Here is a 13,240-nt window from a genome sequence, read left to right on the forward strand (position 1 = left end):
AGACTGACCGCCATGGGAACCAATCAGCGCGCGAGCATCGTCATGTCCGAGGACGAAATCGCCGACTTCGTCGTCAAGAGCCGCACCGGGACGCTGGCCACCATCGGCCCCGACGGCCAGCCGCATTTGACCGCAATGTGGTACGCCGTCGTGGACGGCGAAATCTGGCTGGAGACCAAGGCCAAGTCGCAGAAGGCGGTCAACCTCAAACGTGATCCGCGCGTCAGCTTCCTGATCGAGGACGGCGACACCTATGACACCTTGCGTGGTGTGTCCTTCGAAGGCGTCGCCGAGATCGTCGACGACCCCGACGTCGCACACCGGGTCGGGGTCAGCGTCTTCGAGCGCTACACCGGGCCCTACACCGACGAGATGAAGCCCTTCGTCGAGCAGATGATGAACAAACGGGTCTGCGTGCGCATCGTCGCCCAACGCGCACGGTCGTGGGATCACCGCAAACTCGGCCTGCCGGCCATGCCGGTGGGTGGATCCACGGCACCCGCCGTGCTTGGCACCGGCCACTAGATTTTTTGTAGCCCCGATGGGATTCGAACCCACGCTACCGCCGTGAGAGGGCGGCGTCCTAGGCCGCTAGACGACGGGGCCGGACACGATCCGGAGAGTCAGCATAGCTCACACTCCAAAAGCCCACCTAATCGCTTGAGGTGGCGAGATTTTGCTGGGGTACCAGGACTCGAACCTAGAATGGCTGAACCAGAATCAGCTGTGTTGCCAATTACACCATACCCCATTGGCTGCCTAAAACCGCTGGTCAGCGGCATTCAGAGCCGTATCGCGCTGCTCGGAAGACCGCCGCTGCCAACCGTTGTCGGCCTTAGTGAGCCGCAGTGCAGACTACCAAAGACTCTCGGCACAATCCGCATGCGAGGTCTTCGCCTAGCCGGCGACCGTTTCGCGTGCGGCACGTAGCCGCTGCAAGCTGCGGTCACGGCCGAGCAGTTCCAGCGATTCGAACAACGGCGGGCTGACCGTCGTTCCCGTGGCGGCCACCCGGATGGGACCGAAGGCCTTGCGGGGTTTGATGCCCAGGCTCTCGATGAGCGCCGCTTTGAGGGCGGCCTCGATCTGCGGCGTGGTCCAGTCCGTCACACTGTCCAGCGCCGACAGCGCGGCGTCCAGCACCGCGGCCGCGTCCGGACCGAGCTCCTTGGCGGCGGCCCGGGGCTCGATGGCGTATTCGTCGTCGTTGAGGAACCGCAGCAGGTCCCACGCGTCGGCGAGCACGACGATGCGGGTCTGGACGAGGTCGGCGGCCGTGGCGAACGCCGCTTCGTCCAGTCCGAGGCGATGGCCGTGGACGTCGAAGTAATTGCGCAGCCGACCCGCGAAATCCGCCGGCTCGAGCATCCGGATGTGCTCGGCGTTGAGCGCATCGGCCTTCTTCTGATCGAACCGGGCCGGGTTGGAATTGACGTCGACGACGTCGAACGCGGCGACCATTTCGTCGAGACTGAACAGGTCGTGGTCGTCGGCGATGGCCCAGCCGAGCAACGCGAGATAATTCAGCAACCCCTCGGGGATGAAGCCCCGGTCGCGGTGGGCGAACAGGTTCGACTGCGGATCGCGTTTGGAGAGTTTCTTGGTCCCCTCCCCCAATACCGTTGGCAAGTGCGCGAATTGCGGGGTTCGCTCGGCGACACCGACCCGGATCAGCGACTGGTACAACGCGAGCTGGCGCGGGGTCGACGGCAATAGGTCCTCGCCGCGCAACACGTGGGTGATTTTCATCAGCGCGTCGTCGCACGGGTTGACCAAGGTGTACAACGGATCTCCGTTGGCGCGGGTCAACGCGAAGTCCGGCACGGTGCCCGCGGCGAAGGTGGTGGGTCCGCGCACGAGGTCGTCCCAGCCAAGGTCTTCGTCGGGCATCCGCAGCCGCACCACGGGCTTGCGGCCCTCCGCGAGGAATGCGGCGCGCTGGGCATCGGTCAGCTGCCGGTCGAAGTTGTCGTATCCCAGTTTGGGGTTGCGGCCGGCCGCGATGTGGCGGGCCTCAACCTCTTCCGGTGTCGAGAAGGCGTAGTAGGCCTCGCCCGCTTCCAGCAGCTTGTCCACCACGTCGCGGTAGATCTCCTTGCGCTGCGATTGTCGGTATGGGCCGTAGGGTCCGCCGACCTCGGGCCCCTCGTCCCAGTCGAGGCCCAGCCAGCGCAGCGCGTCGAGCAGCGCCAGATAGCTTTCCTCGCTGTCGCGTTCGGCGTCGGTGTCCTCGATGCGGAAGACGAAGGTGCCACCGGTGTGCCGGGCATAGGCCCAGTTGAACAGCGCGGTGCGGACCATGCCGACATGCGGGGTGCCCGTGGGCGACGGGCAGAAACGGACTCGTACTGTCACGACTTTCCCTTACGGACCACGGGATTGGTGAGGGTGCCGATGCCCTCGATGGTGATCGACACGGTGTCGCCGTCCTCGATCGGACCGACGCCGGCCGGCGTTCCGGTGAGGATGAGGTCGCCCGGGAGCAGGGTCATCACGGCCGAGATCCATTCGACGATGGCGCCGACGTCGTGGATCATCAGCGAGGTACGGCTGTGTTGCTTCACCTCGCCGTTGACCTCGGTTCGGATTTCGAGATCCGCCGGATCGACATCGGTGACGATCCACGGCCCCACCGGGCAGAAAGTGTCGTGCCCTTTCGCCCGCGTCCATTGGCCATCGGCCTTTTGTTGGTCGCGGGCCGATACGTCGTTTCCGATGGTGTAGCCGAGGATGCTGTCGGCGGCCTCGGCGGCCGAGACGTCCTTGCAGGGCCGGCCGACGACCGCGGCCAGCTCACCCTCGAAATGCACGGGTGATGCGTTGGCGGGCAACCGAATCGGCACGTTCGGGCCGACGATGGCCGTGTTCGGCTTGAGGAAGATGATGGGATCCGGCGCCGCGGGACCGGTGAGCTCGGTCATTTCCGCGATGTGATCGGTGTAGTTCTTGCCGATGCAGACCACCTTGCTGGCAAGTATCGGAGCCAGCAGCCGCACATCGGCCAGCGGCCATGATCGGCCGGTGAAGTTCGGCGTGCCGAAAGGATGCTCGGCGATCTCGCGGGCGATCATGGCGGCGGGATCGGCGAGTTCGCCCTCGATGCTGACGAAGGCGACACCGTCCGGGCTGGCGATTCGACCGAGGCGCATTTCGTTGAGCCTACTGATGGGCGCCTGCGCCGGGCATAGCCGGGCATCGCATCCGAAGCGACCGGTCTCACCAGCGGTTTCCGGGGGTGTGCAAGCATTGGGGATGCAATCGGGGACCTCCGCCACGCGCGAGTTGGGCTCGGGCGGGCGCTGGTCCGTCATGGTCGTATCCCTCATGGCCACCGCCAGTTCCTTCCTCTTCATCAACGGCGTCGCGTTCCTGATTCCCTCGCTACAAACGGCGCGCGGAATCCCGCTCGACGAAGCCGGTCTGCTGTCCTCGATGCCGAGCTGGGGCATGGTGGTGACGCTGGTGCTGTGGGGTTACGTGCTGGACCGGGTCGGCGAGCGGATGGTGATGGCCGCGGGTTCGGCGCTCACAGCGGTGGCGGCCTATGCCGCCGCGTCGGCGCATTCGATGGTGTTGATCGCCGTCTACCTGTTCCTCGGCGGCATGGCCGCGGCCAGTTGCAATACCGCCGGCGGGCGGCTCGTGTCGGCGTGGTTCCCGCCGCACCAACGCGGCCTGGCCATGGGCCTTCGCCAAACCGCGCAGCCCCTCGGAATCGCCTTGGGAGCGCTGGTAATTCCCGAACTGGCCGAACACGGGCCGGCGGCGGGGCTCAGGTTCACGGCCTTGGCGTGCGCGTTCGGAGCGGCAGCCAGTGCGGTCGGCATCGTCGACCCGCCGCGCAAGCCCCGGGAGAAGGCCACCACCGCCGAACTCGCCAGCCCCTACCGAGGGTCGTTGGTGCTGTGGCGGATTCACACGGTCGCGGGCCTGATGATGGTTCCGCAGACGGTGACCGTCACGTTCATGCTGGTGTGGCTGATCAAGAATCTGCACTGGTCGGTCGCGGCCGCCGGCAGTCTGGTGACCCTCTCACAGCTGCTGGGCGCACTCGGCCGCGTCATGGTGGGCCGCTGGTCCGACCGCATCGGCTCGCGCATGCGACCGGTCCGCATCATCGCGGTCGCCGCCGCCGTCACCCTCTTCCTACTGGCCTGGGCCGATTTGTTGAATTCGAGTTGGCAGGCGCCCCTGATGGTCGCCATCTCCGTGATCGCCGTGCTGGACAACGGTTTGGAGGCCACGGCCATCACCGAATTCGCCGGGCCGTTCTGGAGCGGGCGCGCCCTGGGCATTCAGAACACCACCCAGCGGGTATTGGCGGCCGCCGCGCCGCCGCTCTTCGGTGCGTTGATCACCGCCGCGAAATACCCGAACGCGTGGATATTGTGCGGACTGTTTCCGGTGATCGCGGTGCCGTTGGTGCCGGCGCGGTTGCTCCCGCCCGGTTTGGAAACTACAGCGCGGCGGCAATCCGTTCGCCGACTTCGGTGGTGGCGCGGCGTTCGTTCCCACGCTGCGCCAAGTAGGCCTCGACAGCCCCATCCACCCGCCTAGCCGCATCGTCCTCGCCGAGATGGGCGAGCAGCAACGCCACCGACATGATGGCCGCGGTCGGATCTGCGACGCCCTGACCGGCGATGTCCGGCGCGCTGCCGTGCACCGGCTCGAACATCGACGGGTTCGTCCGGGTGGCGTCGATATTTCCGCTGGCGGCCAAGCCAATTCCGCCGCAGACCGCCGCCGCCAAGTCGGTGATGATGTCACCGAACAGGTTGTCGGTGACGATCACGTCGAAGCGACCGGGATCGGTGACCATGAAAATGGTGGCGGCGTCGACGTGTTGGTAGGCGACCTCCACGTCGGGGTAGTCCTCCCCGACCTCGGCCACGATCCGTGACCAGAGTTTCCCGGCGAAGGTCAGCACGTTGGTCTTGTGCACCAGCGTCAAGTGCTTACGGCGGCGCTGGGCACGTTCGAAGGCGTCGGCCACCACCCGGCGCACGCCGAAGGCGGTGTTCAGGCTCACCTCGGTGGCCACCTCGTGGGGCGTTCCGGTGCGGATCGCGCCGCCGGTACCGGTGTAGGGACCCTCGGTCCCCTCGCGCACCACCACGAAATCGATGTGCGGATTTCCGGCGAGCGGGCTGGTCACACCGGGATAGAGCCGACCCGGCCGCAGGTTGACGTGGTGATCCAGCTCAAAACGCAGGCGCAGCAACAAACCCCGCTCCAGCACGCCGCTGGGCACCGACGGATCGCCGATGGCCCCGAGCAGAATGGCATCGTGCTGGCGCAGCTCGGCGAGCACCGATTCCGGCAGCAACTCGCCGCTGGCGTGAAAACGCCGGGCGCCCAGGTCGTAATCGGTCTTTTCGACGCCCGGCAACACCGCATCAAGGACTTTGAGGGCCTCGGCCGTCACTTCTGGCCCGATGCCGTCGCCGCCGATAACAGCCAGTTTCACGACAGATCAACCACCTCAAGCTTGTTGGCGCCCACCGCCGCGCCGATCTCCGACCGCACCTCGCTCGGCACGTCCCGGTCCAGCCGCAGCAGGATCGTCGCACTCGGCCCCTCGGCGTCCTCGGACAGTTGCGCGGCTTGGATGTTCACGCCGGCCGAGCCGAGCAGGGTGCCGATCTTGCCCAGCGCCCCGGGCTGGTCGATGTAGTTGATCACCAGGTTGGTGCCCTGTGCCCGCAGATCGAAGTTGCGGCCGTTGATCTGAACGATCTTCTCCACCAGCTGCGGCCCGGACAGCGTGCCCGCGACGTTGACGGCCGTGCCGTCGTGCGCCACCGCGCGCACGTCGACGACGCTGCGGTGGTTCGGGCTCTCCGAGGCCTTGGCGAGCTCGGCGGTGACGCCGCGCTCTTCGGCCAGCGCCGGTGCGTTGACGAACGTGACCGGCCCCTCGACCACCGCCGAGAACAGTCCGCGCAGAGCCGAAAGCTTCAGCACCTCAACGTCTTCGGAGGCCAGCTCGCCGCGCACCTGCACCGACACCGTCACCGGCGGCCCGTCGGACAGTGAGGCGGCCAGCACCCCGAGCTTGCGCACCAGGTCCAGCCATGGCGCCACCTCTTCGTTGACCACGCCGCCGCCGACATTGACGGCGTCGGGGACGAATTCGCCTGCCAGCGCGAGCTTCACGCTTTCGGCGACGTCCGTGCCCGCCCGGTCCTGCGCCTCGGAGGTGGACGCACCCAGGTGCGGCGTGACCACCAACTGGGGCAGCTCGAACAGCGGGCTATCGGTGCACGGCTCCTTGGCGAAGACGTCGATACCGGCCGCGCGGACGTGTCCGCTGCTCACCGCCTCGGCCAGTGCGGCCTCGTCCACCAGGCCGCCGCGGGCGGCGTTGACGATGATGACACCGGGCTTGGTCTTCGCCAGCGCTTCCTTGCCGATCAGGCCCGCCGTCTCGGGCGTCTTCGGCAGGTGCACCGAGATGAAGTCGGCGCGACCGAGCAGATCGTCGAGCGGCAGCAGTTCGATGCCCAGCTGCGCGGCCCGGGCCGGCGAGACGTACGGGTCGTAGGCGATGAGGTGGGTGCCGAAAGCGGTCAACCGCTGGGCCACCAACTGCCCGATCCGGCCCAGCCCCACCACACCGACCGTTTTGCCGAAAATCTCGGTGCCGTTGAACGACGACCGCTTCCAGGCGTGCTCGCGCAGCGAGGCGTCGGCGGCCGGGATCTGCCGGGCGGCGGACAAGAGCAGCGCCAACGCGTGCTCGGCGGCGCTGTGGATATTGGAGGTCGGGGCGTTTACCACCAGCACGCCGCGCTCGGTCGCGGCGGCCACGTCGACGTTGTCCAGCCCGACCCCGGCGCGGGCAACGATCTTCAGCTTGGGCGCGGCGGCCAGCACCTCGGCATCGACGGTGGTGGCCGAGCGGACCAGCAGCGCGTCGGCCTCGCCCACCGCGGCCAGCAGCTTCTCCCGGTCCGGTCCGTCTACCCAGCGCACCTCGACCTGGTCTCCCAGGGCCGCGACGGTCGATTGGGCGAGTTTGTCGGCGATCAATACAACAGGCAGATTCACCCGGCCAGCCTATCGGCTGCCTTTGGCGGGCATTGACGGGCTCACCACTGCCGTAACCTGCGCCGACGCCCGCTTGGGGAGCGGGCCATCGCGGTCCTACGATGCGCTCGTGACCAAACTCGCGATCATCTACTATTCGGCCACCGGTCATGGCACCGCGATGGCGCGACGCGTGGCCACCGCGGCCGAGTCCGCGGGCGCCGAAGTCCGCCTGCGGCACGTCGCGGAAACGCGCGACCCGGAATCGTTTGCCCACAACCCCGCCTGGACCGCGAATTACGAAGCGACTAAAGATCTTCCGGCGGCTAGGGGCGAGGACATCGTCTGGGCCGACGCGGTGATCTTCGGTTCACCGACCCGGTTCGGCTCTCCCGCTGCGCAATTGCGCAACTTCCTCGACTCGCTGGGCGGGCTGTGGGCCGAAGGCAAGCTCGCGGACAAGGTGTACGCGGGTTTCACATCGTCGAACACCTTGCACGGCGGTCAGGAGACCACCCTGCTGTCGCTCTACATCACCCTGATGCATTTCGGCGGCATCATCGTCCCGCCGGGATACACCGACCCGCTGAAGTTCGTCGATGGCAATCCGTATGGGGTGAGCCTGGTCTCCACGCACGACAACATCAACGAGTTCGACGAGGCCACGGAGAACGCCCTGGATCACCTGGCCCGGCGCGTGGTGGCCGTCGCCGACCGCCTCGCGTCGCCCGGCGTCACGCCAGAGTGACTGTGGTGGCCGAACGCCACTCTGGCGTGACGCTCGCGACTACGCCGTCTCGGTGATCGGCCGGTCGACCCAGCTCATCAGGTCGCGCAGCTTCTTGCCGGTCACCTCGATGGGGTGCTCGGCGTTCTCTTTGCGCAACTGCTCGAGTTGCTTGTTGCCGCCCTCGACGTTGGCGACCAGCTTCTTGGTGAAGGTGCCGTCCTGGATGTCGCGCAGGATCTCCCGCATCCGCTCCTTGGTGCCGGCGTCGATGACTTTCGGCCCCGACAGGTATCCGCCGAACTCCGCGGTGTCGGACACCGAGTAGTTCATCCGGGCGATGCCGCCCTCGTACATCAGGTCGACGATCAGCTTCAGCTCGTGCAGCACCTCGAAGTAGGCCATCTCCGGCGGGTAGCCGGCCTCCACCATGACGTCGAAACCGGTCTTCACCAATTCCTCTGTGCCGCCGCATAACACGGCCTGCTCACCGAACAGGTCGGTCTCGGTCTCGTCCTTGAAGGTGGTCTTGATGACGCCGGCCCGAGTGCCACCGATGGCCTTGGCGTAGGACAGCGCCAGCGCCTCGCCCTTGCCGGTCGGGTCCTGGTCCACCGCGATCAGGCACGGCACGCCCTTGCCGTCGACGAACTGGCGGCGCACCAGGTGGCCGGGCCCCTTCGGGGCAACCATCGCGACGGTCACGTCGGCGGGCGGCTTGATCAGCCCGAAGTGGATGTTGAGCCCGTGCCCGAAGAACAGTGCGTCACCGGGCTTCAGGTTGGGCTCGATGTCGTTCTTGAAGATGTCCGCCTGCGCGGTGTCGGGCGCCAACAGCATGATGACGTCGGCCCACTTGGCCACCTCGGCGGGGGTGTCGACCTCGAGGCCCTGCTCGGAGACCTTGGCCCGCGACTTCGAACCCTCCTTCAGCCCGACGCGCACCTGCACACCGGAATCGCGCAGGCTCAGCGAGTGCGCGTGCCCTTGGCTGCCGTAACCGATCACACCGACCTTGCGGCCCTGGATGATCGACAGGTCTGCGTCGTCGTCGTAGAACATTTCTAGTGCCACTGTTGAATTTCTCCTTGTGTGTTACTTGGCCGTGGCGATGCCGCGCGGACCGCGGGACAACGACACCACTCCCGATTGGACTATCTCGCGGATGCCGAACGGTTCCAGCACCCGCAGCAGCGCCTCGATCTTGCCGCGGTCACCCGTCGCCTCGATCGTCAGCGCCTCGGTCGATACGTCAATCACCTTGGCGCGGAACAGGTTCACCGCCTCGATCACCTGACTGCGGGTCCCGGCGTCGGCGCGCACCTTGATCAGCGCGAGCTCGCGGGACACCGCGGCACCCTCGTCGAGCTCGACGATCTTGATCACGTTGATCAGCTTGTTGAGCTGCTTGGTGATCTGCTCGAGCGGGGTCTCCTCGGCGCTGACCACAATCGTCATGCGCGACATGTCTTTCTGCTCGGTGGCGCCGACGGCCAGCGACTCGATGTTGAAGCCGCGCCGGGAGAACAGCGCCGCCACGCGCGCGAGCACACCGGGTTTGTCCTCCACCAACACCGACAGCGTGTGCGTGTGCATCAGGCGTGCCCTTCGCTCTCGTCGTCGAACAGCGGGCGAATGCCGCGGGCGGCCTGAATCTCGTCGTTGCTGGTGCCGGCGGCCACCATCGGCCACACCTGCGCGTCCGCGCCGACGATGAAGTCGATCACCACCGGCCGGTCGGTGATCGCGCGGGCCTGGTTGATCACGTCCTCGACGTCTTCCTCACGCTCGCAACGCAATCCGACACAGCCCAGCGCCTCGGCCAGCTTCACGAAGTCCGGGATGCGATGCGAATGCGTGGCCAGGTCCGTCTGCGAATACCGCTCCCCGTAGAACAGCGTCTGCCACTGACGCACCATGCCCAGGTTGCCGTTGTTGATCAGCGCGACCTTGATCGGCACGCCCTCGATCGCGCAGGTGGCCAACTCCTGGTTGGTCATCTGGAAGCAGCCGTCGCCGTCGATGGCCCACACCTCCGCCTCCGGGCGAGCCATCTTGGCCCCCATGGCCGCCGGGATGGCGAACCCCATGGTGCCCAGCCCGCCGGAGTTGATCCAGGTGCGCGGATTCTCGTAGGAGACGAACTGCGCGGCCCACATCTGGTGCTGGCCCACCCCGGCGACGTACACCGCGTCGGGGCCGGCGATCTGACCCAGCTTCTCGATGACGTATTCCGGGCCGAGGCTGCCGTCGCTCTGCGGACCGTAGCTCAGCGGGTAGGTGGATTTGACGCTGTCCAGGTAGGCCCACCATTCGGTCATGTCGAGGTTGCCGGGGATGTCGTAGTGCCGCAGCATCGCGATCAGGTCGGTGATGACGGCTTTGACGTCGCCGACGATCGGCACGTCGGCATGGCGGTTCTTGCCGATCTCGGCCGGGTCGATGTCGGCGTGAATGACCTTGGCCTCGGGCGCGAAGGTGTCGAGTTTGCCGGTCACCCGGTCGTCGAAGCGCGTGCCCAGGGCGATCAGGAGATCGCTGCGCTGCAGCGCCGCCACCGCGGCGACCGTGCCGTGCATGCCGGGCATGCCCATGTGCTGCCGGTGGCTGTCGGGGAACGCGCCGCGCGCCATCAGCGTGGTGACCACCGGGATGCCGGTCAGCTCGGCCAGCTCGCGCAGCTGCTCGGTGGCCTCGCCGCGGATGACGCCACCGCCGACGTAGAGCACCGGTTTGCGGGCGTCCGCGATCAGCTTGGCTGCCTCGCGGGTCTGCCGGTTGTGCGGCTTGGTGTTCGGCTTGTAGCCGGGCAGGTCCATGCGCGGCGGCCAGCTGAACGTGCACTGGCCCTGCAGCACGTCTTTGGGGATGTCAACGAGCACCGCGCCGGGACGGCCCGAGGCGGCGATGTGGAACGCCTCGGCCATCACCTGGGGGATTTCGTCGCCCGAGCGGACCAGGAAGTTGTGCTTGGTGATCGGCATCGTGATGCCCGAGATGTCGGCTTCCTGGAAGGCATCGGTGCCGATCAGGGTGCGACCGACCTGGCCGGTGATGGCGACCACGGGCACCGAGTCCATTTGAGCGTCGGCCAGCGGCGTGACGAGATTGGTGGCGCCGGGGCCCGACGTGGCCATCATGACGCCGACCTTGCCGGTGGCGTGCGCGTAGCCGCTGGCGGCGTGGCCGGCGCCCTGCTCATGGCGAACCAACACGTGGCGGAGCTTTTTCGAGTCGAACAGCGGGTCGTAAACCGGCAACACCGCGCCACCGGGAATCCCGAAGATGACCTCGACGCCAAGCTCCTCCAGCGACCTGATCACCGATTGGGCACCGGTAAGTTTCTCGGGCCCAACACGTTTCGGCTTGCCCGTCGAAGATTTCGCGGCGGGCGTGATCGCGTCGGAGGCGACATCGGCGGCACGTTGCGGCTGTGTGGCGTGCGGCCTGGCTGGTGCGCTCACTGTACTTTCGTCCTTATTCGCTCTGGGAGTTTCGCTCTGGGCAACAAAAAACCCCCGACAGCTCATCTGCTGCACGAGGGTTGCGCGTTGGTCTGGATAGCTTCAAATGCCGAAGAGGCTAGTCAGGCACCAACGCGCCGACTAATTACTACGAGCATCCCGGGCTGTCCGGCGTTATCCATAACGTCCGACGGTAGCCTTCGCACAGCTCAGCAGTCAAATCCGCCACCGTCGGCTCCGCGGAATCCGGTCCGCCGTGCCGGGTGAAATGATGGTCGCATGGCTACCGGTTCTGCTTCCCACACGCCCGTCGTGATCAAGGTTTCCCCCATCGCGCACCTGGCCGTCGGATTCCTGACCCTGGGGTTGCTGATACCGGTGATGCTGTGGCCGCTGTCCGTGCCGCTGCTGGCGATCCCCGTGCTGCTGTCGGCACTGATCGTCCGGCTACGCACCGTCGCCGACGATCGAGGCGTGACGGTCCGCACGCTGCTGGGCAGCCAGACGGTGGGCTGGGATGACATCGCCGGGCTGCGCTTTCATCGGGGCTCCTGGGCACGCGCGCACCTCAAGAGCGGCGCTGACTTGCGGTTGCCCGCCGTGACGTTCGCTACCCTGCCCCAGCTGACCGAGGCCAGTCGCGGGCGGGTGCCCAACCCCTATCAGTGAGGCTCAGGCGATCGGGTTGACCCCGTTGAGCAGCACCCACACCGCGATGCCGGCGGCGATGCCCACCAGCAGCGCGACAAACGACCCGATGAAGGGACGGTGGGCCCAGCCCCGCCGCGCGTCGAGCCCGTAGCGTCCCGGCCCGCACAGGATGACCGCGACGGCCAGGACGATCAGCGTGATCTGGTATTCGTGCCCGTCCGGCAGGAAGTACGTGAAGGTGTGCGGATGCGGCCGCGCCGTGATCGTGGCCAGCAGCCCGTTGATCAGAAACGCCAGCGCGCCGGCCGCGGCCAGCGGGGTGAACAGCCCCAGCACCAGCAGCACACCCGCGACGAGCTCGCCGCCCGCGCTGACGTAGGCGAGGATGTCGGCGTGCTGGTAGCCGACGTCGGACAGTGAGTTCTTGAACCCGCCCACCCCGGAGCCGCCCCACCAACCGAACAGCTTCTGCAACCCGTGGGCGGCCAGCACGACTCCGAGGCCGACCCGCAGTATCAGCAAACCCAGATGCTGGGTGCCGCGCCGGCCGACGTCGTGCAGACGGTCGTGGTGTTCGTCCCCGTCGATCTCGGCGGGCTCGGCGGCCGTGTGCCGGGCGGATTGTGGCTGGACATAGGGCAGGGGTTCCTGCTGATCGAGCACGTTGTAACCCGTCGCCCTGGCGCCGTCGACGCCGGCGTGGTCGCCCATGTAGGGGATGACGGTGGTGGTTCCGGTGGAGGGGTTGAAGTCGCCGGGGTAACCGACGGGCGTCAGATCATCTTCGGGGTCAACCACACGCGCCGTCGCGGGGCGTCCCGGGGTTGGCTCCGGGGATTCGCCGGGCCGCTGCCAATGTCCGTCATTCGGTTGACTGGTCACGCGTGACAGGGTAAGGGCATTTGTCGCTGAATTGGGGATTTGAGCGGCGCTTTCACCAGGCAATCGGTGGTTTGCCCGCCAAACCGGCGTGGATCGGCCCGAAATGAGCCCGCTCGCGGCTCGAGCGGGTCAGAAACGGGCCCATTTAGGGCCTCCCGCGCGGGCCGTTGGCCGCCGCCGAAGGCGTTCCGATCGGGTGGCGCCGGGCGGGCAAAGCGCATGCGTGTGGCGGCGGTGGGCGTACTATCCGTAGCCTGTCGGTCATGCGACTACGGCGCTCGGTTCGGTGCGGGTTCGCCGCGCTTTGCGCGGCGGTGCTGGTCGCAAGCGGCTGCGCGCGGTTCAACGACGCCCAGTCGCAGCCGTTCACCACCAACCCCGAACTCAAGCCCCAGCCCAGCTCGACGCCTCCAGCGCGGTTTTGCTGTCGGGCCCCATGATCAGTCCGCTGGTGCTCTCCAGGCAGCCCTGCATCACGCCGGGGGCC

General features: G+C 67.1%; 12 protein-coding genes, 2 tRNA genes and 2 pseudogenes. 5 read left to right on the plus strand and 11 right to left on the minus strand.

The genetic code is table 11. The features are described from left to right. The first annotated feature begins 12 nt into the window (after window positions 1–12). On the plus strand, window positions 13–525 hold the full coding sequence (locus A5678_RS08310; RefSeq protein WP_068040738.1) for a pyridoxamine 5'-phosphate oxidase family protein: 513 nt from the start codon (window positions 13–15) through the stop codon (window positions 523–525). 8 nt (window positions 526–533) lie between these two features. Here the strand turns inward: A5678_RS08310 and A5678_RS08315 are convergent. From A5678_RS08315 to A5678_RS08330, 4 genes are all read right to left on the minus strand, one after another. Next, a tRNA-Glu gene (locus A5678_RS08315) sits at window positions 534–606 on the minus strand. A 73-nt stretch (window positions 607–679) separates the two neighbouring features. After that, window positions 680–751, minus strand: a tRNA-Gln gene (locus A5678_RS08320). A 146-nt stretch (window positions 752–897) separates the two neighbouring features. Then, a complete protein-coding gene (gltX, locus tag A5678_RS08325) occupies window positions 898–2,355 on the minus strand; it encodes a glutamate--tRNA ligase (protein ID WP_082945447.1) in 1,458 nt (485 codons plus the stop codon). After that, window positions 2,352–3,149, minus strand: a complete 798-nt coding sequence (locus A5678_RS08330; protein ID WP_068040744.1) for a fumarylacetoacetate hydrolase family protein — start codon at window positions 3,147–3,149, stop codon at window positions 2,352–2,354. Before A5678_RS08330 ends, gltX begins: the two co-directional genes overlap by 4 nt. Before the next feature lie 103 nt (window positions 3,150–3,252). Here A5678_RS08330 and A5678_RS08335 point away from each other — a divergent pair, with 103 nt between their 5' ends. Next, entirely contained in the window at window positions 3,253–4,557 is a 1,305-nt protein-coding gene (locus A5678_RS08335; protein ID WP_068040745.1) for an MFS transporter, read from the plus strand. Here A5678_RS08335 and A5678_RS08340 read toward each other — a convergent pair. Together A5678_RS08340 and serA are read right to left on the minus strand one after the other, a co-directional pair. Beyond that, a complete protein-coding gene (locus A5678_RS08340) occupies window positions 4,457–5,467 on the minus strand; it encodes a 3-isopropylmalate dehydrogenase (protein WP_068040747.1) in 1,011 nt (336 codons plus the stop codon). The two genes, A5678_RS08335 and A5678_RS08340, sit on opposite strands and share 101 nt — an antisense overlap. After that, window positions 5,464–7,050, minus strand: coding sequence for a phosphoglycerate dehydrogenase (gene serA, locus A5678_RS08345; RefSeq protein ID WP_068040748.1), 1,587 nt, complete (start codon window positions 7,048–7,050; stop codon window positions 5,464–5,466). The genes A5678_RS08340 and serA overlap by 4 nt, the downstream gene beginning before the upstream one ends. A gap of 109 nt (window positions 7,051–7,159) precedes the next feature. Between serA and wrbA the strand changes: the two genes are divergently transcribed. Beyond that, window positions 7,160–7,777 (plus strand): NAD(P)H:quinone oxidoreductase, encoded by a 618-nt coding sequence (wrbA, locus tag A5678_RS08350; protein ID WP_068040750.1) that lies wholly within the window; start codon window positions 7,160–7,162, stop codon window positions 7,775–7,777. A gap of 39 nt (window positions 7,778–7,816) precedes the next feature. Here the strand turns inward: wrbA and ilvC are convergent, their stop codons facing one another. Genes ilvC through A5678_RS08365 form a run of 3 tightly spaced genes read right to left on the minus strand, consistent with a single transcriptional unit; the run spans window position 7,817 to window position 11,154 of the window. After that, window positions 7,817–8,818 (minus strand): ketol-acid reductoisomerase, encoded by a 1,002-nt coding sequence (gene ilvC, locus A5678_RS08355; protein WP_082945449.1) that lies wholly within the window; start codon window positions 8,816–8,818, stop codon window positions 7,817–7,819. Window positions 8,819–8,851: 33 nt separating this feature from the next. Beyond that, window positions 8,852–9,352 (minus strand): acetolactate synthase small subunit, encoded by a 501-nt coding sequence (gene ilvN / locus A5678_RS08360; RefSeq protein ID WP_067948358.1) that lies wholly within the window; start codon window positions 9,350–9,352, stop codon window positions 8,852–8,854. Continuing rightward, window positions 9,352–11,154, minus strand: a complete 1,803-nt coding sequence (locus tag A5678_RS08365) for an acetolactate synthase large subunit (RefSeq protein WP_231983607.1) — start codon at window positions 11,152–11,154, stop codon at window positions 9,352–9,354. The genes ilvN and A5678_RS08365 overlap by 1 nt, the downstream gene beginning before the upstream one ends. Before the next feature lie 345 nt (window positions 11,155–11,499). On the opposite strand from A5678_RS08365, the gene A5678_RS08370 reads away from it, so the two are divergent. Then, window positions 11,500–11,889, plus strand: a complete 390-nt coding sequence (locus A5678_RS08370) for a PH domain-containing protein (RefSeq protein WP_068040756.1) — start codon at window positions 11,500–11,502, stop codon at window positions 11,887–11,889. Between the two features lie 3 nt (window positions 11,890–11,892). Here A5678_RS08370 and A5678_RS08375 read toward each other — a convergent pair whose 3' ends face one another. Then, the gene (locus A5678_RS08375) at window positions 11,893–12,753 is read right to left on the minus strand and encodes a DoxX family protein (RefSeq protein ID WP_068040758.1); all 861 of its coding nucleotides are present in this window, start codon (window positions 12,751–12,753) and stop codon (window positions 11,893–11,895) included. 263 nt (window positions 12,754–13,016) lie between these two features. Between A5678_RS08375 and A5678_RS27010 the strand changes: the two are divergent. Further along, window positions 13,017–13,160, plus strand: a pseudogene (locus tag A5678_RS27010) (sorbosone dehydrogenase family protein); the annotation flags it as partial. On the opposite strand, the pseudogene A5678_RS27790 reads toward A5678_RS27010, so the two are convergent. Beyond that, window positions 13,159–13,240: pseudogene (locus A5678_RS27790) on the minus strand (hypothetical protein); the annotation flags it as partial. The pseudogenes A5678_RS27010 and A5678_RS27790 sit on opposite strands and share 2 nt — an antisense overlap.

The sequence above is a fragment of the Mycobacterium sp. E2733 genome, assembly GCF_001667585.1.
Classification (GTDB): Bacteria; Actinomycetota; Actinomycetes; order Mycobacteriales; family Mycobacteriaceae; genus Mycobacterium.